Here is a 21,417-nt window from a genome sequence, read left to right as displayed (position 1 = left end):
ATAGGGTCAACCCTTCACCGCACCGGCAGTCATCCCTTCAACAATTGCCCGTTGGGCGAACAGAAAGGCGATCAGTACCGGTACGATGAGAAAGAGCGAACCGGCCATGACGACACCCCAATTGGCGAACCCCTCGCTGTTACGCAACCAGAAGACACCAATCGGTAATGTGCGCATATCGGTCGTGTTCGTCACAATGAGCGGCCAGAGAAATTCATTCCACTTGCTTACTACTGAGAGCAGGGCCATCGTTACGATGGCAGGCTGAGCGATGGGGGCGACTACGCTGAAGAGGATGCGCAGGTGGCCGGCACCATCGACTCGTGCCGCTTCGAGGATTTCATGAGGTATTGCCAGAAATGACTGCCGTAGCAAGAAGGTTCCGTAAGCGATGGCAGCCCCCGGAATGATGATGCCCTGATAGGTGTTAATCCAGCCGAGGCGGGCAATGGTCAGATAGTTCGGCACAATCGTGATCTCGACCGGGATCATCAGCGCCGCCAGCAGGAGCAGGAAGACCAGGTCTTTGCGCGGAAACCGCAGATAGGCCAGCGCATAGGCCGAGAAGAGGGCAAGGGTGACTTCGAGGGCAGCGCCGAAGAAGGTGGTAATGAAGCTGTTCAGGTAATACCGGCCAAATGGAGCAGCCTGCCATGCCGCCGGAAAGTTGTTGAGCGTCGGATTTGCCGGCCACCACGTTACTGGCAACGAGTAAATCTCGCGGGTCTCTTTAAATGCTGCCATCACGGTCCAGTAGACCGGCAAGCCAATGATCAGCACCGCGCCGATCAGGGCAAGGTAACCGGCGATACGCCACATCAGCAGCGAGAGCGGCAGCGAGCGCCGGCGGGTAACAGTTGATGGAAATGATTGCTCGAGTTCGTTCGTTGTCATCATAACAATCCAGGTCTTATCCGTATGTCACCTGTCGTTCGAGGTATCGAATCTGCACAATGGTCAGTGCAAGCATGATCAGGAACAACACAACCGCAACGACTCCGGCTTTACCCGCATCGTAAGAGACAAAGCCCAGCTCGTAGAGGTGGAAGATCAGGGTCGTTGTAGCATCCGCAGGGCCGCCATCTGTGAGCACACGGATAATATCGAACGCCTGGAAACAGGTCAGCACACTGGTCACCGAGAGGAAAAAGGCAACCGGTGAGAGTCCGGGAAGCGTGACATTCCAGAAGCGTTCCCACGCGCCGGCACCATCAACCCGTGCGGCATCGTACAGTTCACGCGGGATATTCTGTAAGCCGGCCAGATAGATCACAACCGCGTAGCCGATATTTTTCCAGACATACACAATGATCACGGCAGGCATTGCCCAGAATGAGTCGGCCAGCCAGTTGGGCGAGTCGAGGCCAAAGAAGCCGAGGAGTTGATCGATCAGCCCGTATCGCGGATCGAAGATATAGCTCCAAACCACAGCCACCACCGCACCCGAAATCACGACCGGCGCGAAAACGACCGCACGAGCGGTGTTGCGATAGCGCAGCGGCTGGTTGAGCAGCAGAGCCAGAAGCAGGCCCAGAACGAGGGTCAGACCGACCGACCAGACGGTAAAGGTGGCCGTTTGCCAGATAATGTTCCAGAACCGCAGATCACTGAAGGCAGCGATGTAATTTTGGAGGCCGACGAATGGCATTGTGGGGCGAAGAAAATCCCACCGCACCATGCTCAGATAGACGTTGTAGATGAGCGGCCAGTAGGTAAAAATGGTGAAGAGAAACAGATTAGGGCCAATGAATAGCGCAAATAGCAACCATTCACGATGTTCGCGCCGCAACGTGTTGGGATGGCGCTCTTGTTTGGGCATGTGCGTGGCCATAGTGTTCCGCTTGCTTTGTGCATGTCATTCGGCTTTCTATGGTAAGGAGTGGAGATTAATCAATCATCATTGAATTATTAAGTGGACATTAAGTTTTGCCTGCGAATCGATTAAGGCGCCAGTAGTGGAGAGATGTTGGTCAGTGCGGGAAAACTTACTTCATAAAAGCTGTAGATTGTGCTCCCAGACGGTCGCACAGGTGCATGCACGCTTGCCAATCGCCAACGATAGCCTATCCGGCTCCCAGTCTACCGGTATGGCAGCGAGCAGTGCTGGCGACCATCTCTGGTGCCATCACGCGCTGGACTGGTTGCTTTGCCCGCTCGTCATGCGCGTGTTGCGCGGTGTGGAGTGCAGCAGCCATGCTGCCGCAGCAGCCGCGCTCACGATCCGACGCGTGGCACGCCGTTGACCTTGCTGGTCATGCGGATGCAGTGCGTTCTCATCACGAGCATAGCGTCTGTCAGGAATGAATGAGATAACTTCCAGGAGATGTTTTTTGCCATAGGTTCTAGCTCGACGGGCAAATATCCACGACCGTGCGTATTGCGTCGCGTCCTGGCAGCGTGCTGTGATAGATAAGGTGCCTGTGCCTGCAACGATTAGCCTGGTATGAACGTATCTTTGTTGTGGAGCAGTCATGTTGATCCTATACTGGTAGCAGAGAAGTGCTACTATTGTTATCAGAGAAGGTATTGTATTTCGATAGGTTTTGGCAGTACGCTTATCAAATGTCTGCCTGCTTGAAAGAGACGTGCATGCGCAGCATCTCTCGTACAATTGCCGGTGTATATCTTCTGGCGACTGCTCTGCTGGCGATCACCACTGTTATATGGGGTCCAATTGGTTGGGCACCGCTACCGTTACCCACCGCCGCACCACCGATTCAGATCGATGTGGCAATGAGTTCCGAGAAGGAGGCATGGATTCGTAGTGCGCTTGAACGCTTTGCCCAAACGAACCCGACGATCAACGGACGGCGCATCGAGGTACGTTTGCGAGTATCCGGTTCGCGAGAGTTGATTGACGCAATCGGGCAGGGGTACCAGCCAACGATTATCAGTCCGTCGAGTAGCATTCAGTTAGTTGAGCTGCAACAGCAGTATCCCGATCTCTTGCGTGACCCGGCCTCGCCACTGGCACTCACCCCAATAGTGGCGCTGATGCGTGATGCCCCTTCGACAAATGGCATTACCAATCCCTGGCAACTCTGGCAACGTCAACTTCCTGATCAAATAAACCAGCTTAAGCTCGGCATCTCCTCGCCGGTGCAGAGTAATGGTGGATTGCAGTCCCTGATCATTCTGGCTGCACAGTACCACCAAACTGCCAGCCTGACGGTTGATCAGGTGCGTGATGAAGGCTTCCGGGACTGGCTCCGTCAGATCAGTACTCGTGTTCCCAACTGGCCAGACAGTACCGGTACACTGACGACCGATTTCATTATTCGCCCCGGCGTGTACGACATCATTACGACCTACGAAAATCTGGCGCTTCAGGCGTTTCGGCAAGGAGAAGGGCGCGGTTTGCGGTTGCGTGTCTACTACCCGGCGGCAACGTTACTGAGCGATCATCCCTACGTTGTTCTGAGTGCGCCGTGGGTAGATGGTAACGAGCGCGCAGCAGCAATCCTGCTGCGCGATTTTCTCCGCAGTCCGGCAGAACAGACGATTGCCATGCGTGAATACGGTTTTCGTCCGGTCATTCCCCAGGTGACGATCAATTTCGACGATACCTCGTCGCTCTTTGGTCGTTACCGCGAACGCGATCTGGGCGTACAGCTCGATATTACCGCTCAGCTTCAGCTTCCTCCACCGGAGGTCGTCGAGGAGCTGATTGCGACATGGCAAGAAGTCAGGAGACCTTAGAGGTAGCAATACAATCGTGAAAGGATATCGCTCTATGGCAATGCGTCGTCATACGCTTATGACTATACTGTTGCTGTTGATGTTCACACTGAGCGGTTGCGGTGATCTCTTGCCGGTAGGTATAGGTGATGCCAATGCCGTTACCATCACCATTGCCTACAGCCCGGAGAAAGAGAAGTGGCTGACCGAACAGATTGCCCGTTTTAACGAGCAGCGGGTCATCGTTAATGATCGACGTGTTGTAGTTGAGGGTATCAACAAATCATCGGGTGCCGCCCGGACTGAGATCAAGAATGGCACGCTGCAAGTAACGGTCTGGAGTCCGTCGGCCAGCACCTGGCTGGAAGTGTTGAAGCAAGAGACCGGCAACCAGAATGTTGCCATCTCGAACAAGCCGCTGGTGCTGACACCGGTGGTGATTGCGATGTGGAAGCCGATGGCAGAGGCCATGGGCTGGCCGAACCGTCCGATTGGTTGGAAAGACATTCTCGATCTGACGAACGATCCGCAGGGTTGGGGGCGCTTCGGGCACCCGGAATGGGGGCGCTTCTCGTGGGGGCACACCGATCCCGAAATCAGCACCACGGCGCTCAGCACATTGATTGCCGAATTTTATGCTGCCACCGGCAAGCGCGAGGGGTTGACCGTTGCCGACGTGCAGAGCGAGCAGGCGACCGCCTTCATCCGTCAGTTGGGACGCAGCATCAAACATTACGGCTACAACACGCTGATCTTCAGCGAAAACATGAAGAAGTTCGGCATGAGCTACATCTCGGCCTTTCCGATGGAAGAGATTACGCTCATCGACTTTAACAAATTCGATCCACCCCCGACACCACTGGTCGCTATCTATCCAGCCGAAGGTACCTTCTGGCACGACAACCCATTCATCGTTATGGCAAGTACCAGCGCCGATGAACAGGCTGCTGCCGAACGTTTCTACGAGTTTCTACTCAGTGAAGAGAGTCAGCGGGCGGCGATGCAATATGGCTTTCGTCCGGCCAATCCCAACGTTCCGCTAACCGATCCGATCAGCCCGGCGTTCGGTGCCGATCCGCAGGGTGTCCAGACAGTGCTGGCCGTGCCATCTGCCGAGGTGATCGTCGCCGTCAAAGACTCGTGGAAACTCAATCGCAAGCGGGCCGATATTCTGCTGGTAGTAGACACCTCCGGCTCGATGGAAGGTGATAAGATGACGATGGTGAAGGCAGGGATTGAGACCTTCCTGATGCGAATCTTGCCCGAAGACCGGCTGGGGCTGATTACGTTCGACTCGCAGGCGCGGCTGGTGGTTCCCATGGCCCCGCTGAGTGAAAATCGGATTGACTTGCAGATCGCCGTTCAGGAGATGCGTGCCTCTGGGCGTACCGCCTTGTTTGATGCCCTCGACCTGGCACGGCAGACGTTAGAGGCGTTACCGCCGGCTGAGGATGACCGGATTCGGGCAATTGTGCTGCTCTCTGATGGTGCCGATAATGCCAGCCGGTTGACACTTGAGGAGGTTCGGCGCCAGTTTGACGAGAGCGGTATCACGATCTTTCCGGTTGCCTATGGCAGCGATGCTGACCGTCAGGTACTCGATGCGATTGCCGAATTTTCCCGTACTATCGTTGTGGTTGGTGATTCGGGTGATATTGCCCAAATCTTTGAGAACTTGAGTCGCTACTTCTAAACCACGTCTGGGGCAACCCGCCGGCGTGGGTGTGTTGTGAGAGAGTATGTTCGCCTGGAAGATGGCTCTTGCTCAACTGTAGGTAGGTCGTATGAAGGCATTACGCATCGCTGCCCGGCAACCACTCGCCGTACTCGTGCTGGTGGCTGCCATCTTCGGCGGATTAACCCTTACCATCTGGTGGTTACCGCTCGGACTGGTGATCTACGGTGTCGTCGTATGGCTGGTGGCACAAGACCCCTGGTTGACGGCTCCGCCGGCGCGGCCACGCCCACGGATTACCAGTCCGCTGTTGCGCGCTGCCATCAACGAGATCGAACGTTCACAGCGCGAGGTGGAGCGGGCAGTGGCCGGAACGAAGGGGGCACTGGCCGGTATTCTCACGAATATTGTCACGCAGACCCGTGATTTAGTCGAGGAAGCGTATTTCCTTGCCGATAAGGGCCAGATCATCGAACACTATCTGGCATCTAACGATTACCAGCGCCTCACTCAACAAATAACCCAACTCGACTGGCAGATCAGTGCAACGATTGACCCTTTTACCCGCCAGCAGCTTGAAGAGCGCCGTAAGGCGCTGCTTGATCAGCAAAAACATCTCCAGGATTTACGGCTGTACATTGACCGCATTCAGGCCCAACTGGCGAACATCGATGCCAGTCTCGATACGATCCTGGCCGAAGTGATTCGCTTGCGCACAGCCGATGCGGTGGCGATGACTTCGGCGAGCAGCAATGTTCAGCAACGCCTGGCCGATCTCCGTAGTGATATGGAGGTTTTTCGCAAGGTGCTGGATACGGCAATGACCGGGATATGAGCGGTTTGTTTCTATAACCAAAGTTGCTACCTTTGTCACCACAGAGGCACGGAGGACACAGAGGATAGGTATTACCTGAGTTGCAACCGTGAGGCGTGACCTGGCGCGTCTATAGGAAGTGGATGCTCCCCACATCGTTCATGCAGTTACGTCGCATGATGTTGCGCACAACGTCGTGCTGTTCGTCCTGGTAGTCAGCCTCCGTGAGATGCTCACAGCATAGCTGGCAACTTGAGTTGCGATAACAGCCCGGCTCCGGTTGGCTATGGTTGTACGTGCCAAAACGGGATACCCAGGTAGCTCGCGCAGCCGGTTAGCGATCACCTTGCCGGATGGCATACCTGTTGCGCCTGGTGATGCACGACGCAGCACTGCCGCAATCAATGAGCAGCACGACACTTGCCGGATGGTATCCTGTTGCGCCTGATGATGCCCAGGTTGCTTTTTGGCGTGCGGCAGCCAGCGCACCACTGTGCTCTGCACCGAAACTCTGGTCGCAGCCCATCCATACGATCTGACCCGGCGTGGTATCTGACAACGACGGATGTGACAACTGCACGTCAACCGGTCACTGCGATAGTGTGCCGGATAGCAGATGCTGCCTGGAGTCGGTGATGATAGTCAGAACGCGGCACCTTTCCGCGCATGATGATACGTCAACGGCATCCACGCAGAACCGCCTCTTGCGCGTGATCATGGTGTCCGTCCGGTGTCCATCATTGCAAATTTGTGCTACATCAAATAAATCTACATGTGCTATCATAATGCCAGAATTCCGGCCTCTTTCATCATTTTTCAATCTTTATGACAGGTACACAACAGCTACAATACGAACAGGCAATCCATTCATAACGCTCGCGAAGGATAAAGGCCAATGGTTGCGCGTACTCTCAACCCCGCTCGCACTCCGGTCGCAACACCCGATGAAGGGTTGGTCACCGACCTGTTACCACCGATGCTCATCCTGCTGGCTACGCTGGCGGGAGCGGCGACCGGTATTTTGCTCCTCAATCGCTGGAGTGGCAATTTCTGGCCCTACCTGATTATCGGCTTACTGCTCGTCTGTCTCGCGGTGAGTGATCGGCTGCGGCGGCGAGGCGATTTACGCATGGCCAGTATCGTTGTCGTTGCCGCGATAACATTATTGCCCGTGCTGAGTTGTGCTGCCTTTGGGTTTACAAACAATATCTTTATCTACCTCTCGGTACTGGGGGTTTTTGCTGCCGGGATCATAGTCTCGTCGCGCGCACCGTTTCGTGCCGGGCAGGCCGCGATTCTGCTGTACCTGCTTCTCTTGCTGGGTGCCGACCTGATCGGGCAGCCACGACCGACCTGGTTCGAGGTGATCGGTCATCTGTTGCTGCTGATCGCCTTGTTGTTCGGCGCAGCGACGCTCAGTTGGGCGGCAGCCTATGTGGTGCGCGGGACGATCAGTTGGGCGATTGATACGGCTCAAAAATCCGAGCGGCGTGAGCAGTTGCTGCGAGAGACGCAGGCGACGCTGGAGCGGGCACTGCTTGAGCGTGATCTCTTGAATGAGCAGCTCTACCGTACCACGCTTGAGCTTGAAGAAGCGCGTGCTGCTGCCGAAGCGGCGTATCGCTCGAAATCCAATTTTATGGCCACAATGTCGCACGAATTGCGTACTCCGCTCAACATTATTATCGGTTTCAGCACGGCGATGCTGGAACATCCTGAAATGTACGGTGATGTTCGGATTGATGAGCAGGTACTGCAAGACATCGCCGAAATCCGGCGGAGTGGTCAGCATCTGTTAGGGCTGATCAACGACATCCTCGATCTGGCGAAGGTTGAGGCCGGGAAACTTGAGCTGAACAAGACAAATCTGGCACTAGGCCCACTCCTTGAAGAAACGCTTCGTACTGCGCAGGCACTGATCAACGACCGCCCTATCCAGTTGCGCCGCGAGTATCGCGAACCATTGCCGACGGTGTTTGCCGATGAGGTGCGGGTACGGCAGGTCTTGCTGAACCTGGTTTCAAATGCCTGTAAGTTTACGCATGCAGGTGAGATTGCCGTTGGTGCTCGTGTCGATACCAATGAGATTGTGCTTTGGGTGCGTGATACCGGTATCGGCATCGCACCGGCAGATCAAGAGCGTATCTTCCAGCAATTTGAGCAGATCGAAAATGCCGACACTCGCCAGCATGCCGGTACCGGGCTTGGTCTCTCGATCTGCCGCTGGTTAGTTGAACTGCACGGTGGTCGGATGTGGGTAGAGAGTGAATTGGGTAAAGGCAGCATCTTCTTCTTCTCGCTACCGCGGACACGGGCCGGTAGTGAACCGGCGTAAGGCGAGAGGTTGATTGACCGGCAATGTCGTTGGTTATCTATCACCGGTGATGGTTGGGTTAGCAAAGGAGCAAGAACGATGGCCCGAATTCTCCTTGTCGATGATGTCTACACGGCCCGTTCGATGTTTGAGCGAGTGCTCCGTCACGTTGGACGTCACGAGGTGCTTTCGGTTGGAAGTGGAGCTGAGGCGCTGGCAAAGGTGCGTGAGTTTGCGCCTGAGATCATCATTCTCGACATCAGTATGGCTGATCGGGATGGGTTGATGGTCTTACACGATCTGCGGGCCATGGGGATTACCTGCCCGATCATCGCGCATACCGCTCGCACTGAAAAGACGCCGGGTGAGTTCGTGGCCCAGGGCTTCGATGCCTATGTGCCGAAGACGGGTAATCTGACCAATCTGTTGAGTACGGTGCGTGATCTCCTGGGGCGTTGAACGGTCAGCATCAGCGCCGCCTGATGGCAAATGATACGTTATCCAATCACTAACCTGGTGTGGCGCCTGAGCGATGTATCGCGGTGAGTGGTAGGGGCACGGCATGCCGTGCCCCTACTTGTCATCGTAGCAGGTTGCTACATACCGGAAGTTATCGCATTCGTGACTAACAGACGCCATATCGTGACGAGTACACATAACATCCTCGTGACCAGCAGGGTACACGGCGTGACACGCACCGGATCGTGAGCAGGGCTGGTGCACTCCAAACGACGCGACACAACCAATCTGGAAGCAACGAAAGTGTGATCCGCTGTTCACGCATCATTCTGACGCTGCGCCTGAGCGATGTATTGCGGTGAGTGGTAGGGGCACGGCATTGTCATCGTAGCAGGTTGCTACATCATGCTGGCACCGCGCCTGAGCGATGTATCTCTGTGAGCAAGCATTGATAAAACAGAGCACAGCAATCTGTGCTCTGTTTTCGTCTACCGTATCAACCAGAGCGGTGTTGCACGCAACGTCTCTGCGTCGGTTACAATGGAATAAGGAGCAGCAACTGATGGGAGGCGCTGTGAGTATTGATCTGGTACGCGGCATGCGTGATGTCCATCCTGCGGAATTCGCGCATGGCCGATACATACAACGTATTCTCGAACAGACGATGGCCGGTTACGGCTATCAGATGATTGATACGCCTGTCATCGAACATCGCGAACTCTACCTGCGTAAACTCGGTGAAGACCTGGTCGGTAAGGTCTACGAGTTTAGTTTTGGCGGTCGTGATCTGGCATTACGCCCGGAATGGACGGCGTCGGTATTACGGGCTTACGTGGCTAGCATGCAGGATCAGCCATTGCCGTTACGCCTGAGCTATGCCGGGCCGGTATTCCGCTATGAACGCCCCCAACGGTATACCTATCGCCAGTTTACCCAGGTCGGTGGTGAGATCATTGGTGGCCTACCGCCACGTGCCGACGCTGAAGTTATTGCGCTTGCCTGTGCCGGTTTGCAGGCCGTAGGTGTAACCGAATACACGGTTCGGATCGGGCATATTGGGCTGGCCCGCGAGTTGTTGAGTCGGTTTGCACTGCCGGAACGTACCCGTGGCCTGCTGGTCTGGAGTCTCGAACGGTTGCGAGCTGAGGGAATTGCCCCGGTGCGTGAACGGGTGTTGGCCAATCTCGGTACCCCTCCAGAGGGACTGGAACTTCCTGCCGGTCTGGATGATGAGCAGGCCGCACGCTGGCTTGAACGGGTGCTGACCGCGATGCAGATCGATCTACGCACGGGAACGCGCAGTCCGGCTGAAGTGCTTCAGCGCCTGCTCCGTACATTACGGCGCGCCGATGAACAGCCCCTGGTCGAAGCGGCACTTGAGCAATTAGCCCGGCTGGCTGCCATCAGTGGCCCACCTGAACACGCTATCCCCATGCTGGCCGATCTGCCCGGCAGCGAGTCGGCAGCGTTTCGCGAACTACAGGCAATTCTCAATCTCCTCGCCGCTTACCATATTCCGGCTGAGAGAGTTGTGATTGATGGTGCGCTGGGGCGCCGCGGGTTACACTACTATACGGGCTTGATCTTTGAGATTTACGACCGCGAGGGGAATCAGCTCTGTGGCGGTGGACGGTATGATGATCTGGTAGGCGCACTCGGTGGACGGCAGGCCACACCGGCGGTTGGTTTTGCCTATGGGCTTGAACGGGTAACCGCAGCCGCAACGACCGGCAGCGGCGAGTCACCGACAACAGTGCTGGTTGCGGCGGTGAGTGATGATGACTACCCCTATGCCTTGCATGTTGCCGAGCGGTTACGTGCCGGTGGTTATATTGTTGTACTGGATGTGCGTGGTCGCAGTGTTAAAGACAATCTCCGGGATGCGACACGACGCAATTACAGTGCGGTGGTGATTGTCGGTGCGGCAGAACGGGCAGGTGAGTATGTGATTTGGCGCGATCTGGCGACACGTAGCGAGCGTCAGATACCCATCGCGATGTTGGGGAGGCATCTGTGAGGGTGGGTCTTACCTGGGGGCGTGCTGTTGAACTATTGCCTCATCAGCGCCAGCACATCCTCGCTCACTATCCGGTCTGCTGGTTACCGTGGGCCATGGATACAGCGCGAGCAGACCATCTCCCAATTGGCAGTGCCGGGCTGATTGCGACTGCGGTGGTTGAGCGGGCGGCACAACGTGTGGGGGGGATTGTCTATCCAACCCTATGGCACTACGATACTGTTGAGACGGGCGTCTTTCAGCGGGTGATGACGGCATGGCTGACGATGGTTGCCGATCAGGGCTGTCAGGTTGCGGTTGTCACCGGTTTGGCCGGTACCGTTGCTGAAGACCTGGCGCTGATTGAGGCGGCGGAAATGGCGCTGTGTCAGCATCGGTTAATCGCGCTGGCCGTCTCGCCGCTGGAGCTGGTTGACGGAACGATGCATGATCGGGGGGCGTTGTGGGAGACGTCGTTGATGCTGGCGCTGCGCCCCGATCTGGTAGACCTGACCCGCGTGGTTGGTGAGCACGAGCAGGCTGTACGCAATGTCGCCAGTTCATCACTGGGCCAACAGTCGCTGATGCTGGCAGGTGAGCGACTGGCCGGCGCAGTACGCGATCTCCTTGAGCATCGTAATACGGCAGCGCTGGCTGCCCTCTATCAGCAGCGCCGCGAGCGCTATAGACAATAACACCTATGACACTCCGTTTTGCTATTCCTTCCAAAGGTTCCGGGTACGAGGCAACCGTTGCGTTGCTGGAAAGTTGTGGGCTGCGGGTGACCCGCGCCAATCCGCGGCAGTATACTGCGGTGTTGCGTGGCTTGCCCGATACCGAGGTGTTGCTCCATCGTCCGGCTGATATTGTGCTTAAGGTGGCCGAGGGCGCCATCGATTTGGGGGTAACCGGCTACGATTTGCTCCACGAGCTACGCGGTGACGATGACGATGATGTGTTGACGATCATTGATGATCTCGGTTTCTGGCGGGTCGAGCTGGTCTTTGCCGTGCCCCAAAGCTGGATCGATGTTACATCGTGGGCCGATCTGGCCGATCTGGCGGTTGAGTTTCAGTCACGTGGGCGGCGCTTGCGGATCGCGACCAAATACCCCAACACAGTCCGGCGTTTCTGCTATGCGCAGGGAATTAATGTCTTCGAGCTGGTTGAGTCGCAGGGCGCGACCGAGGCGGCTCCCAGTTTGGGGTATGCCGACATCATTGCCGATATTACCGAAACCGGTACGGCAATCCGGGAAAATCAGTTGAAGATTGTCGGCGGGCCATTGATCCGTTCCCAGGCCATTTTGATCGGGTCGCGGCGGGCATTGCGTGGCAATCGTCATCGGCTGGAGCTGGTGCGGCAGCTCTGTGAGTTGATTGAGGCGCGGCGGCGGGGACGCCTGTTCTATTCGCTGACGGCCAATCTGCCTGGGGCTTCGGTGGAAGAGGTGGGGCGAAAAGTCACCGCACGCCACGAGCTGGCAGGCTTGCAGGGGCCAACTATCGCGCCGGTCTGGAGTAAGTTTTCCGGTGACAGTGGCTGGTATGCTGTCAATGTGGTGGTTCCGCAAGAGGAATTACTGCCGGCGATTGATTATTTGCGCGCTATCGGCGCGAGCAGTGTCACAACCGTGCAGGTACAACACGTCTTCCGGGCTGAAAGTGAGGCGTTTGCGCGCCTCTGCGCACGTCTTGACGAGGAGTAGTTATGTCGCAATATAGTGCAGCCGGCGTGGATATTGCTGCGGCAACGCGGGCGAAAGAGTTGATGGCAGACGCGGTGCGGAGTACACACGGGCCGGCAGTGCTGGCCGGGATGGGAGCTTTTGGTGGATGTTTCGATGCGGCACTGGCGCTGGCCGGGATGCAGGCGCCCGTTCTGGTCAGCAGTACCGATGGGGTGGGTACCAAGACGCTGGTGGCCGCGGCGTTGGGGCGGTACGATACGGTTGGGCAAGACCTGGTCAATCACGCGGTGAACGATATTCTGGTGCAGGGGGCGCGGCCACTGTTCTTTCTCGACTATATCGCTGTCGCTAAACTCGATCCGGCACAGGTAGCTGCGATTGTGACCGGTGTGGCCGAGGGGTGTCGGGCGGCTGGTTGTGCCCTGATCGGTGGGGAAACGGCGGAAATGCCGGATGTGTACGCGCCGGGGGCGTTCGATCTGGCCGGGACGATTGTGGGGGTTGTAGAACGAACGGCGATGTTGCCGCGCCCTGATATTGTGCCCGGCGATGCGATCCTGGCCTTGCCCAGTACCGGCTTGCACACCAATGGCTATTCGCTTGCCCGTCGGCTGGTGGCGCGCCACTTTGCGACCGACGGCTATGCGGCCCGTCCGTCAATTCTCAACGGCCAGACCATTGGCGAAGCGTTGCTGGCGATCCATCGCTGTTACCTGGCAGAGGTGAATGCACTACGAGCCGCAGTGCTGGTGAAAGCGCTCTGTCACATTACCGGCGGCGGCATTTACGACAACCTTCCCCGCGTGCTGCCTGCCGGTCTGGGGGCCGAGATTGTACGGGGAAGCTGGCCAATTCCCCCGATCTGTCAGTTGCTGGTCGATATTGGTGGACTTGACGAGCGGGAAGCGTTTCATGCCCTGAATATGGGTCTGGGGATGCTGGTCATTGTTCCTGCCGATGCTGCGGCAACCGCGCTCGCTACCATTGCCGATGCCTGTCTGGTTGGACGAGTGACCGCAACGCCTGAAGTACGGCTGGTTGATGCCTGAAGGAGGCAGCAATGGAACTCGGCTATGTTTTGACCGAAGGGAAGACCAAAATTGTGTACGCTCACCCGACCGATCCCGACCTGGCGATTCTCTATCACAAAGATGGGATTACTGCCGGTGATGGTGCCCGGCGGAGTGTGATTGAGGGAAAGGGGGAACTGGCCGGGCAGACGACAGCCAATGTCTTTCGGTTGCTCAACCGGGCCGGGATTGCCACCCACTTTGTTGATGCGCCTGAGCCGAGGTTAACAGTGGTGCGGCGCTGTAGGATGATCCCGCTCGAAGTCGTAATGCGGCGATTACCGGCTGGATCATACTTGCGACGCCATCCAGAAGCCGCCGGGCAACGCTTCGATCCGCCGCTGGTGGAATTTTTTCTCAAAGATGATGCCCGCCACGACCCCCAAATCGCTCCGCAAGAGATCATTGCCCAGGGGATCGCAACCCCTGCAGAAGTCGAGCAGATGACGGACACGGGGAGAAAGGTATTTGTGACCCTGGAAGCAGCGTGGCAACAACTTGACGTAACCCTGGTCGATCTGAAGATTGAATTTGGCCGTACTGCACAGGGCGATCTCCTGGTTGCCGATGTCATCGACAACGACTCGTGGCGAATCTGGCCATCCGGCGATCCGGCACAGATGCTTGACAAGCAGGTCTACCGCAATGCCCAGGTGGTTGATGAGGCACTGCTGGCCGATGTGCGGGCGCGGTATGCGTTGGTTGCCGAGCTGACGGGTCGGTGGGGAGCGGGTTCGTAGAACAAGGGTCAGTTGCCGCACAAGGGATTCCTCGTAACCGGTGGTGAGAACCTCTGATGGCGATGGGGATGTATCGCATCTTACAAATTGCCTGGAGCTGCGCAGGTTAGCGGCGTTGCGAGGAGCGACAGGTTACATCGGCTAGCGGGTAAAACCCTGTCTCAATTTGTGAAAGCCCCTGCGGAGCTGGCCGGGCGGCGGGGAGATGTTGTTGCGCGTTTCTCCATGGTCGCTCTGCAGGGGACTATGCCGTATTGTTTATAAACCTCCCAAGCACACGTGAGATGTTGGTATGCCTGTTGCTGCCTGTCTGTGATCGGCAAGTATCCATACCATTTTCCATTAGTACTGGCTGCAACTATTGACAACACTATTTTTCAGGTGTTACAGTAGGAATGTTTCGCGCACAAGGAGAATATATGGAAGATAAAGGAGGCAACTATGACTCTACAACCCGGTGGAATCATCTCCTGGATTCTTGTAGGTTTGATTGCTGGTTGGTTAGCCGGAAAATTAACGAATAACTCACGCGGTCTGGCAGGCAATCTAATTCTTGGTCTGATTGGTGCTTTCGTTGGTGGTTTTCTCTTTGGGCTACTGGGTATCCAGGGAAATGCTGGTTTCCTGGGTAGTATCGTTGTGGCAACTATCGGTTCTGTGATCCTGATCTGGCTCAGTCGGTTTCTGGTTAGTAAGCGTTAGCACTGATTTTTCAGCGATTTCTGGCTTCGTCAGGGCATTGCTACCATCAAACAGAGACACCCGCACTCCGCGAAGAGTGCGGGTTTGATGATCGGCGTTGAGGAGCCTGGTGTTGTATTTTTTGTAGACAGTTTTTCAATGCTCACCCAACAATCGTTTCGTTTGTAGCAGGACACCAGCCTTCCCGTTGTTTGTCCATTGACAAATGACAAACACTTGCCGGCCTTCTTTGCAACGCGCCGAAAAACCGGTAGACAGTCTTCATCAGGCGTGTTATATTCAGAGGCAAACCACCGATACCAGTGCACAGGCATGCAAGAGATTATTATTCCATTTCATATTCTTGTGAGTGCCCGTACCCCGCAAGGCTATCCGCTGCGGGCTACATGTGCTGGCCGCAGCGCGGAGGTGATCATGCCTCCGTTAGCCGGAGCGACCATCACCGGTAACGAGCTGGGTGAGTGGTTGTTTCCGGCACCAATCCGGCAATTACTGATCGAAACAGCCCGTGAAGCTGTTGACCACAAAGCACGGATGCAATTACGGCTAGAGGTAGCGGCACCTGAACTGACCGTCTTGCCCTGGGAAAGCGTTGCGCTCAGCAGTGGCGATCAGTGCTGGCAGCCCGCGATACGCGATGATTACACCCTGGTGCGCGTCAGTTCCCGTTCCATCCATCCGCCGCCACCACGCCGGGTCGCCGGGCCGTTGCGGGTCTTAATTGCGGTGGCCCGTGGTCACGATGCAGTGGCCGACGCTTTAGGTGAAGCCCTTATCGAACCGGTACGGGCCGGCCTGCTGGTGGTGGATCGTCTGCGTGAGGCAACGGCTGACGAGATTGTCGCTGAACTGGCAGCAGAGCCACGCCATATCTTGCATCTAATCGGTGAATGTGAGCAGCCGCCCCGGCAGGCCGCACGGATGCGTCTGGGGCGAGCAGTTACTGCCGGCGAGCTGGCTGAATTTCTGGTCGGTATTGATGATCTGCGTCTGTTGACGGTAGCGGGCAGCGCTGTTGAGAGTTGTATCGGCTTCGCCAGCAGCCTGCACCATCTCGATGGGCGGGCGGTCGTTGCTCTACCCAACCTAAGCACTCTTGCGCAGGCGCGTTGGAGTACGGCCTGTTATCACGCTCTGGCCAGCGGTGAACCGGTGGATATTGCGGTAACCCTGGGCAGAGCAGAGCTGGCCACCCTTCAGGAATCCTGGAGTGCACCGCAACTTTACCTGGCCCCCGGCGGTGAGCAACTCTTCCGTCCGGGTGAACCACCGATTGCGCCGGCACCGCCGGAAGCAGTGCGCGCGGTGCGCGCAACGACATCGGTTCAGCGCAAGCCACGATTTGCCCCGATTACAACCAGTGTCGGTGCCCCAACGAAGCGGATCCAAGAACTGGCGCGTCGAGTGCGTCTGCGCCCCCAGATCATTGCCCTGCTGATCGCCAGTCTGGTACTGATTCTACTGGTGAGTCAGGTGATCAATCTGCCGGGTGGCAGCACGCCGACCCCAACATCGGTTGTTACGCCGACACCCCCTCTGTTGCTCGATCCGATACGGATTCCGGTGCCGACGCTCATGCCAACGCCTGTGCCATAAAACGTAGATGGAAGCAACACTTTATTGTACCGTTGGAAGGAATTGATGATGACCGTGCCCCTGGATCGCTCCTACGCAGACCAGCTTGATGCGGCTGATGATTTGGCCGGTATGCAGCAGGCGTTTGTTAATCTTGAACCGGATATGATCTACCTGGACGGCAACTCGCTGGGACGGTTGCCGCGTGCTGCGGTTGATCTGGCCGATGATCTGGTGCGCAGACAGTGGGGAGAGCGCCTGATTCGCGGGTGGAATGAGGGCTGGTTTGATCTGCCAGAGCGGATCGGGGCAAAAATCGCTCGTCTGATTGGTGCTGCGCCAGATGAGGTGATTGTCGCCGATAGTACATCGGTCAATTTGTTTAAGCTGGTTGTAGCTGCTCTGCGGGCGCAACGGGGTCGGATGCGGATCATCAGCGATGACCTCAACTTTCCCTCAGACCTCTACATCTTGCAGGGTGTCGTCGATCTGCTTGGATCGGGGCATGAAATTGCCCTGGCGTATTCAGCCGACGGCATTCACGGCCCGGTTGAGACGATACTGAGCCTGCTTGACCACAACACAGCCCTGCTGACCCTCTCCCACGTTACCTTCAAAAGTGGCTTTCTCTATGATATGAAAGCCCTGACTGCGGCAGCCCACGCGGTTGGTGCGTTGACGATATGGGATTTGAGTCACTCGGTTGGGGCGGTGCCGATTGATCTCAACGGGAGTGGCGTTGATCTCGCGGTTGGTTGTTGCTACAAATATTTGAACGGTGGCCCTGGCGCCCCAGCATTTTTGTATATTCGGCGCGATCTGCAGGAACGTCTGATCAACCCGATTAGCGGCTGGATGGGGCAGCGTGATCTGTTCAATTTTGACCTGGATTACGCGCCGACAGCCGGTCTGCGCCGCTTTCTTACCGGCACGCCACCCATCATGTCGCTGGCGCTGATTGAGCCGGGCGTCGATCTCATTCTGGCTGCCGGGATTGAACGCTTGCGGGCCAAATCGATTGCCCAAACCGAGTACCTGATTGAGTTGTGGCAGCAACGGTTGGCCCCGCTCGGTTACACGCTCAACTCACCCCGCGACCCGGCGCGTCGCGGTTCACACGTCTCACTCGGCCATCCTGCCGGTCTTGGCATTGATCTGGCCCTGATCAATGAGCTGAATGTGCTGCCCGATTTTCGGGCCCCCGATAACATCCGGCTCGGCATTACGCCGCTCTACACCAGTTTTCGCGACATCTACATCGCGGTTGAGCGTTTGGCTCAGGCGGTGATCGAACAGCGCTATCTGAAGTATCAGTCAAACCGACCGACAGTGACGTAACGATATGAGCGGCCTGTTGATGAGGAAAGCCTGTTTGCTTCACTACAGGCGCTCTTCCCGTAGCGATCAGCTTGTTCGGGAAGCCTGCAAATTCGTTCAGAGCGTTTGTACTTTTTTCCTCATACAATGCAGTCGCGCATGGTATAATCAGAAAATAGAACAAATTTTGCAATATGCTGCGCTTGCGCATCAAAGGATCACACCATGCCTCTCGAACGCGAGCAAATTAGAGCATTAATCTTGCAAGAATTGCCTGCACTCATTGAGACAGACCCGGAAGTGCAGCGGCTCATCCTACAACTCACCCAGAAGTATTTCGCCGGTCGCTCAGAAACTGAGAGCCGGTTTGATCGTGTGCTTGAAGAGTTGCGCCAAATGCGGGAAGAACAGACCCGGCGGTGGGAAGAACAGGCCCAACGCTGGGCAGAGCAAGCCCAACGGTGGGAAGAACAGGATCGGCGGTGGCAAGAACAGGCTCAGCAGTGGGAAGAACAGAATCGGCGCTGGGAAGAACAGGCCCAACGCTGGGCAGAGCAAACCCAGCGGTGGGAATAACAGAATCGGTGGTGGCAAGAACAGGTCCAACGCTGGGCAGAGAATGATCGCCGGTGGGAAGAGAACCAGAAGGAAATCCGGGAAATGCTTCGCCGATTAGGTGAGATGGATGAACGGCACGCGGAAATTGAGCGTAAGTGGGCGGAGCAAGCCCGGCGATTGGACGCGGTTGAGCGAAAATTCGACTCGACGATTGGTGCTCTCGGTGCTCGTTGGGGGCTGCATTCAGAGGAGACGTTCCGTAGTGCGCTGCGCGGCATTCTCACCGATTTCTTCAATCTCGAAGTAGTTCAGGTGAACGAGTATGACGAGACGGGAGAGGTGTTCGGTCGCCCCGAGCAGATCGAACTTGATCTAATCATAAAAAATGGCACCCTACTCATCTGCGAGATCAAATTGTCAATGAGTAAGGCCGATATGTACCTGTTTGAGCGGAAGGCGCGCTGGTACGAACGCTGCCACGAGCGGCAAGCCGATCAGTTGATGGTGATTTCGCCGATGGTGGATGCGCGGGCCAGGAAGGTTGCCGAGCGCTTTAATATCATTGTGTACAGTTTTGCCGATGATGCCGGTATGGCTTTGACCGAGACGGAATGAGAGCTGTCTCGTGCCGGTTGTGCTGTTTGTGTGGCTGAGGATAAGCGGCTGAGGCGGGCATATGCCATCACGTCTACGCTTATCCTCTTTTGGTTGTCAGACCGACGCTCTGGATCAGGTGTCACCTTCTTCAATCTGACGCACTGTGCTGCGCCGGCTACGCCGCCGTCCGGTTTCGGCGAGCGGGAACAGTGCGTCTAACGCAGCATTGATGGCCGTTTGTTCAGCCTGGACACCGGCAGTATGCCGATCAAACCAGTCGCTGTGCCGCCACGTCAGTGCCAGCGGTGCAATCCGCCGAATGTCTTCTGCGTTGACGACATTGCGAAAATCGGCGGCGGCCCGTGCTCGTGCGCCTTCGAGAAGCGCAATCTCGGCCCGATGGGAAGGGATGCGCAACTGCTGTACCAGGGCCAGTGCCTGCTCTTCCAGCTCAGGCGGAATTGTGACGTGGGGAAGTATCTCACGAGCGATCATGATCTCTTCGGCCAGCGCAGCCGTTTGAGCCGCGTATGCCTGCCGGAATCCTGCCGGATCGTTGCGAAAATCACGTGCCCGCCGGTAGATTTCAAGCCGGGCACGCTGATCGTTTACCGGCGCTACCCATACTCGCAAGCCAAAACGGTCGAGGATTTGGGGCCGCAGTGCGCCCTCTTCCGGATTCATCGAGCCGATTAACACAAACTGGCTGGGGAAGAGACGCACCATCGCACCACGCCGCACGAATGTCCGTCCCTGCGCCGCAGCATCGAGGATGGCATCGACAACGGCCTGGTCGAGTAGATTGATCTCATCGACGTACAAGACGTTGCCGTGGGCGCGGGCCAGAATCCCCTCTTCCAGCCGGACAATTCGTTGTTCGAGGGCCACCCGCTCGTTAATCCCTCCCACCACGTCTTCGAGGCGGGCATTGAGTGGGAGTTCAATTAGCCGCATCCGCTCGACTATCGTCTTCCCATCGGCATCCGGGGGTTCGCGTGTAACGAATGGCATCAGGTCGATCAGGGCACGGACTGCCGTCGTTTTGCCAACGCCGTAAGGCCCACTGAGCAGGATGCCACCTACCTGTGGATTGATGAGGCCAAGGATTAATGCCGTTTTCAGCTCGGTCTGACCGACCATCGCCAGCAGTGGAAACGGATGAATATCGTCGGTCATAGCTCAGAGCCTCGTATGCGTCCTCAGCGTGCGTCTGATAACTGTGAATTGGGTTGAGAATGGCCCACCCGGCCCGCTTGCCCCATCATAGCATCTCGATCTCGTAGGTCAGCAGAGGACAATCGGGGCGCTGCCGTTCGATGAAATGGACGACCGATTCGAGCTGCCGTTGTGCGTGCACACGGTCGGTGGCAACCACGGCCACGCCGAGCCGTGCGCTTTGCCAGCGATCTTGATCATCAATTTCAGCTACCGAAACGTTGAACTCGTTGCGAATCCGGGCAATAAGTGAGCGCAAAACCTGGCGCTTCTCTTTCAGCGATTGTGCAGTGGCGATGTGGAGATGGATTGTGCAAGAACCGATGATCATGACTTTGTTGATAAATCAGTTCAAACTATTCCAACCACCCAACAGGCTCGACGGATCAAGACCCTGTGGGCCGTGCGGCAAGATTGCCATTTCTGTCCGCAGGGCCATGGTCAGACTGCGTAAACGGTCGGTGACGTCGGTTTCCAGCCAGCGTTGTTTCTGGGCCATATCGATCTGCAACCGGTCGGCCAGAATGTACCCCAGCTTGATCGGGTCGAGCGGCAACGACTCGACCTCGATCTCGGTTCCGGTGATGGTAGCAATGCGCTCCCAGTACCGCTGATAGGTATTGCGCAGTTCAGTTGCCGCAGCGATACTCTCGTTATCGGTCTGTTCAGGAAGCAGCTGCACTTTTGCCACCAGATACGGTGATTGGTCGATGATCTGAAGGATGCGAAAGCGCTGCTGACCCATCACGTGCAACAGGTAACGGCCATCTTCCAGCTTGAGATACTCCTGAATGATGGCGACGGTGCCAACATCGTATGGCTCCGGGGCAACATCAACCACCCGGCCTTCTATGACCTCGTGTCCCCGGCGGAGCAGGACAATCCCAAACCGTTGTTCCCCGGCCAGACAGTGCCCAATCATCAGGCGATAACGTTGCTCAAAAATGTGCAGACTCATTGTGCCGCCGGGGAAGAGGAGCGAACCGAGTGGAAATAATGGCAGAAGGTGTTCCATAC

20 protein-coding genes are annotated in these 21,417 nt (G+C 56.6%); 15 read left to right on the top strand and 5 right to left on the bottom strand.

Translation table 11 applies throughout. The features are described from left to right. Window positions 1-6: 6 nt before the first annotated feature. Both CAUR_RS06665 and CAUR_RS06660 read right to left on the bottom strand, forming a co-directional pair. Window positions 7-897: a carbohydrate ABC transporter permease gene (locus CAUR_RS06665; RefSeq protein ID WP_012257156.1), complete on the bottom strand. Its 891-nt coding sequence runs from the start codon at window positions 895-897 to the stop codon at window positions 7-9. Window positions 898-910: 13 nt separating this feature from the next. Further along, entirely contained in the window at window positions 911-1,831 is a 921-nt protein-coding gene (locus CAUR_RS06660) for a carbohydrate ABC transporter permease (RefSeq protein ID WP_012257155.1), read from the bottom strand. A 758-nt stretch (window positions 1,832-2,589) separates the two neighbouring features. Between CAUR_RS06660 and CAUR_RS06655 the strand changes: the two genes are divergently transcribed. From CAUR_RS06655 to CAUR_RS21490, 15 genes are all read left to right on the top strand, one after another. Further along, entirely contained in the window at window positions 2,590-3,699 is a 1,110-nt protein-coding gene (locus CAUR_RS06655; protein ID WP_012660643.1) for a substrate-binding domain-containing protein, read from the top strand. A 34-nt stretch (window positions 3,700-3,733) separates the two neighbouring features. Then, on the top strand, window positions 3,734-5,371 hold the full coding sequence (locus tag CAUR_RS06650; RefSeq protein ID WP_012257153.1) for a VWA domain-containing protein: 1,638 nt from the start codon (window positions 3,734-3,736) through the stop codon (window positions 5,369-5,371). Between the two features lie 91 nt (window positions 5,372-5,462). Next, window positions 5,463-6,188, top strand: a complete 726-nt coding sequence (locus CAUR_RS06645; RefSeq protein ID WP_012257152.1) for a hypothetical protein — start codon at window positions 5,463-5,465, stop codon at window positions 6,186-6,188. Between the two features lie 874 nt (window positions 6,189-7,062). Then, on the top strand, window positions 7,063-8,502 hold the full coding sequence (locus CAUR_RS06640) for a sensor histidine kinase (RefSeq protein ID WP_012257151.1): 1,440 nt from the start codon (window positions 7,063-7,065) through the stop codon (window positions 8,500-8,502). 78 nt (window positions 8,503-8,580) lie between these two features. Continuing rightward, window positions 8,581-8,940 carry a response regulator gene (locus tag CAUR_RS06635; RefSeq protein WP_012257150.1) on the top strand — a complete coding sequence of 120 codons (360 nt, stop codon included), beginning with the start codon at window positions 8,581-8,583 and terminating at the stop codon, window positions 8,938-8,940. Between the two features lie 562 nt (window positions 8,941-9,502). Further along, window positions 9,503-10,957, top strand: coding sequence for an ATP phosphoribosyltransferase regulatory subunit (gene hisZ / locus CAUR_RS06630; protein WP_012257149.1), 1,455 nt, complete (start codon window positions 9,503-9,505; stop codon window positions 10,955-10,957). Then, complete coding sequence (locus CAUR_RS06625; RefSeq protein ID WP_012257148.1) at window positions 10,954-11,631, top strand: creatininase family protein; 678 nt, start codon at window positions 10,954-10,956, stop codon at window positions 11,629-11,631. The genes hisZ and CAUR_RS06625 overlap by 4 nt, the downstream gene beginning before the upstream one ends. Window positions 11,632-11,636: 5 nt before the next feature. Further along, complete coding sequence (hisG, locus tag CAUR_RS06620; protein ID WP_012257147.1) at window positions 11,637-12,644, top strand: ATP phosphoribosyltransferase; 1,008 nt, start codon at window positions 11,637-11,639, stop codon at window positions 12,642-12,644. A gap of 2 nt (window positions 12,645-12,646) precedes the next feature. Beyond that, window positions 12,647-13,675 carry a phosphoribosylformylglycinamidine cyclo-ligase gene (gene purM, locus CAUR_RS06615; RefSeq protein ID WP_012257146.1) on the top strand — a complete coding sequence of 343 codons (1,029 nt, stop codon included), beginning with the start codon at window positions 12,647-12,649 and terminating at the stop codon, window positions 13,673-13,675. Window positions 13,676-13,686: 11 nt separating this feature from the next. Continuing rightward, window positions 13,687-14,436 carry a phosphoribosylaminoimidazolesuccinocarboxamide synthase gene (locus CAUR_RS06610; RefSeq protein WP_012257145.1) on the top strand — a complete coding sequence of 250 codons (750 nt, stop codon included), beginning with the start codon at window positions 13,687-13,689 and terminating at the stop codon, window positions 14,434-14,436. Between the two features lie 441 nt (window positions 14,437-14,877). Next, complete coding sequence (locus CAUR_RS06605) at window positions 14,878-15,138, top strand: GlsB/YeaQ/YmgE family stress response membrane protein (protein ID WP_012257144.1); 261 nt, start codon at window positions 14,878-14,880, stop codon at window positions 15,136-15,138. A 414-nt stretch (window positions 15,139-15,552) separates the two neighbouring features. Further along, window positions 15,553-16,734 (top strand): polysaccharide deacetylase, encoded by a 1,182-nt coding sequence (locus tag CAUR_RS06600; protein ID WP_242605090.1) that lies wholly within the window; start codon window positions 15,553-15,555, stop codon window positions 16,732-16,734. Between the two features lie 45 nt (window positions 16,735-16,779). After that, window positions 16,780-18,051, top strand: coding sequence for a kynureninase (gene kynU, locus CAUR_RS06595; RefSeq protein ID WP_012257142.1), 1,272 nt, complete (start codon window positions 16,780-16,782; stop codon window positions 18,049-18,051). A 204-nt stretch (window positions 18,052-18,255) separates the two neighbouring features. Continuing rightward, window positions 18,256-18,606 (top strand): hypothetical protein, encoded by a 351-nt coding sequence (locus CAUR_RS21495; RefSeq protein WP_012257141.1) that lies wholly within the window; start codon window positions 18,256-18,258, stop codon window positions 18,604-18,606. An 84-nt stretch (window positions 18,607-18,690) separates the two neighbouring features. Further along, window positions 18,691-19,203: a PD-(D/E)XK nuclease family protein gene (locus tag CAUR_RS21490; protein ID WP_012257140.1), complete on the top strand. Its 513-nt coding sequence runs from the start codon at window positions 18,691-18,693 to the stop codon at window positions 19,201-19,203. Window positions 19,204-19,317: 114 nt separating this feature from the next. Here the strand turns inward: CAUR_RS21490 and CAUR_RS06585 are convergent, their stop codons facing one another. The 3 genes from CAUR_RS06585 to CAUR_RS06575 form a co-directional block, all read right to left on the bottom strand. Then, window positions 19,318-20,361, bottom strand: a complete 1,044-nt coding sequence (locus tag CAUR_RS06585) for a magnesium chelatase ATPase subunit I (RefSeq protein WP_012257139.1) — start codon at window positions 20,359-20,361, stop codon at window positions 19,318-19,320. 85 nt (window positions 20,362-20,446) lie between these two features. After that, window positions 20,447-20,731, bottom strand: coding sequence for a DUF503 domain-containing protein (locus CAUR_RS06580; RefSeq protein WP_012257138.1), 285 nt, complete (start codon window positions 20,729-20,731; stop codon window positions 20,447-20,449). 15 nt (window positions 20,732-20,746) lie between these two features. Next, entirely contained in the window at window positions 20,747-21,415 is a 669-nt protein-coding gene (locus CAUR_RS06575) for an LON peptidase substrate-binding domain-containing protein (protein WP_012257137.1), read from the bottom strand. Window positions 21,416-21,417 lie beyond the last annotated feature (2 nt).

The organism is Chloroflexus aurantiacus J-10-fl (assembly GCF_000018865.1).
GTDB classification, from domain to species: domain Bacteria; phylum Chloroflexota; class Chloroflexia; order Chloroflexales; family Chloroflexaceae; genus Chloroflexus; species Chloroflexus aurantiacus.
The sequence above is the reverse complement of the archived record's forward strand: the minus strand, read 5'-3'. Positions and strand labels throughout refer to the sequence as shown.

Excerpts from the sequence above, each read along its gene's own strand:
- CAUR_RS06585 (WP_012257139.1), bottom strand. The coding sequence starts at position 20,361 with ATGACCGACGATATTCATCCGTTTCCACTGCTGGCGATGGTCGGTCAG.
- CAUR_RS21490 (WP_012257140.1), top strand. The coding sequence starts at position 18,691 with ATGCTTCGCCGATTAGGTGAGATGGATGAACGGCACGCGGAAATTGAG.
- CAUR_RS06600 (WP_242605090.1), top strand. The coding sequence starts at position 15,553 with ATGCCTCCGTTAGCCGGAGCGACCATCACCGGTAACGAGCTGGGTGAG.
- CAUR_RS06665 (WP_012257156.1), bottom strand. The coding sequence starts at position 897 with ATGATGACAACGAACGAACTCGAGCAATCATTTCCATCAACTGTTACC.
- CAUR_RS06640 (WP_012257151.1), top strand. The coding sequence starts at position 7,063 with ATGGTTGCGCGTACTCTCAACCCCGCTCGCACTCCGGTCGCAACACCC.
- CAUR_RS06635 (WP_012257150.1), top strand. The coding sequence starts at position 8,581 with ATGGCCCGAATTCTCCTTGTCGATGATGTCTACACGGCCCGTTCGATG.
- CAUR_RS06650 (WP_012257153.1), top strand. The coding sequence starts at position 3,734 with ATGGCAATGCGTCGTCATACGCTTATGACTATACTGTTGCTGTTGATG.
- kynU (WP_012257142.1), top strand. The coding sequence starts at position 16,780 with ATGATGACCGTGCCCCTGGATCGCTCCTACGCAGACCAGCTTGATGCG.
- CAUR_RS06610 (WP_012257145.1), top strand. The coding sequence starts at position 13,687 with ATGGAACTCGGCTATGTTTTGACCGAAGGGAAGACCAAAATTGTGTAC.
- CAUR_RS06645 (WP_012257152.1), top strand. The coding sequence starts at position 5,463 with ATGAAGGCATTACGCATCGCTGCCCGGCAACCACTCGCCGTACTCGTG.
- hisZ (WP_012257149.1), top strand. The coding sequence starts at position 9,503 with ATGGGAGGCGCTGTGAGTATTGATCTGGTACGCGGCATGCGTGATGTC.
- CAUR_RS06575 (WP_012257137.1), bottom strand. The coding sequence starts at position 21,415 with ATGGAACACCTTCTGCCATTATTTCCACTCGGTTCGCTCCTCTTCCCC.
- CAUR_RS06580 (WP_012257138.1), bottom strand. The coding sequence starts at position 20,731 with ATGATCATCGGTTCTTGCACAATCCATCTCCACATCGCCACTGCACAA.
- purM (WP_012257146.1), top strand. The coding sequence starts at position 12,647 with ATGTCGCAATATAGTGCAGCCGGCGTGGATATTGCTGCGGCAACGCGG.
- CAUR_RS21495 (WP_012257141.1), top strand. The coding sequence starts at position 18,256 with ATGCCTCTCGAACGCGAGCAAATTAGAGCATTAATCTTGCAAGAATTG.
- CAUR_RS06655 (WP_012660643.1), top strand. The coding sequence starts at position 2,590 with ATGCGCAGCATCTCTCGTACAATTGCCGGTGTATATCTTCTGGCGACT.
- hisG (WP_012257147.1), top strand. The coding sequence starts at position 11,637 with ATGACACTCCGTTTTGCTATTCCTTCCAAAGGTTCCGGGTACGAGGCA.
- CAUR_RS06605 (WP_012257144.1), top strand. The coding sequence starts at position 14,878 with ATGACTCTACAACCCGGTGGAATCATCTCCTGGATTCTTGTAGGTTTG.
- CAUR_RS06660 (WP_012257155.1), bottom strand. The coding sequence starts at position 1,831 with ATGGCCACGCACATGCCCAAACAAGAGCGCCATCCCAACACGTTGCGG.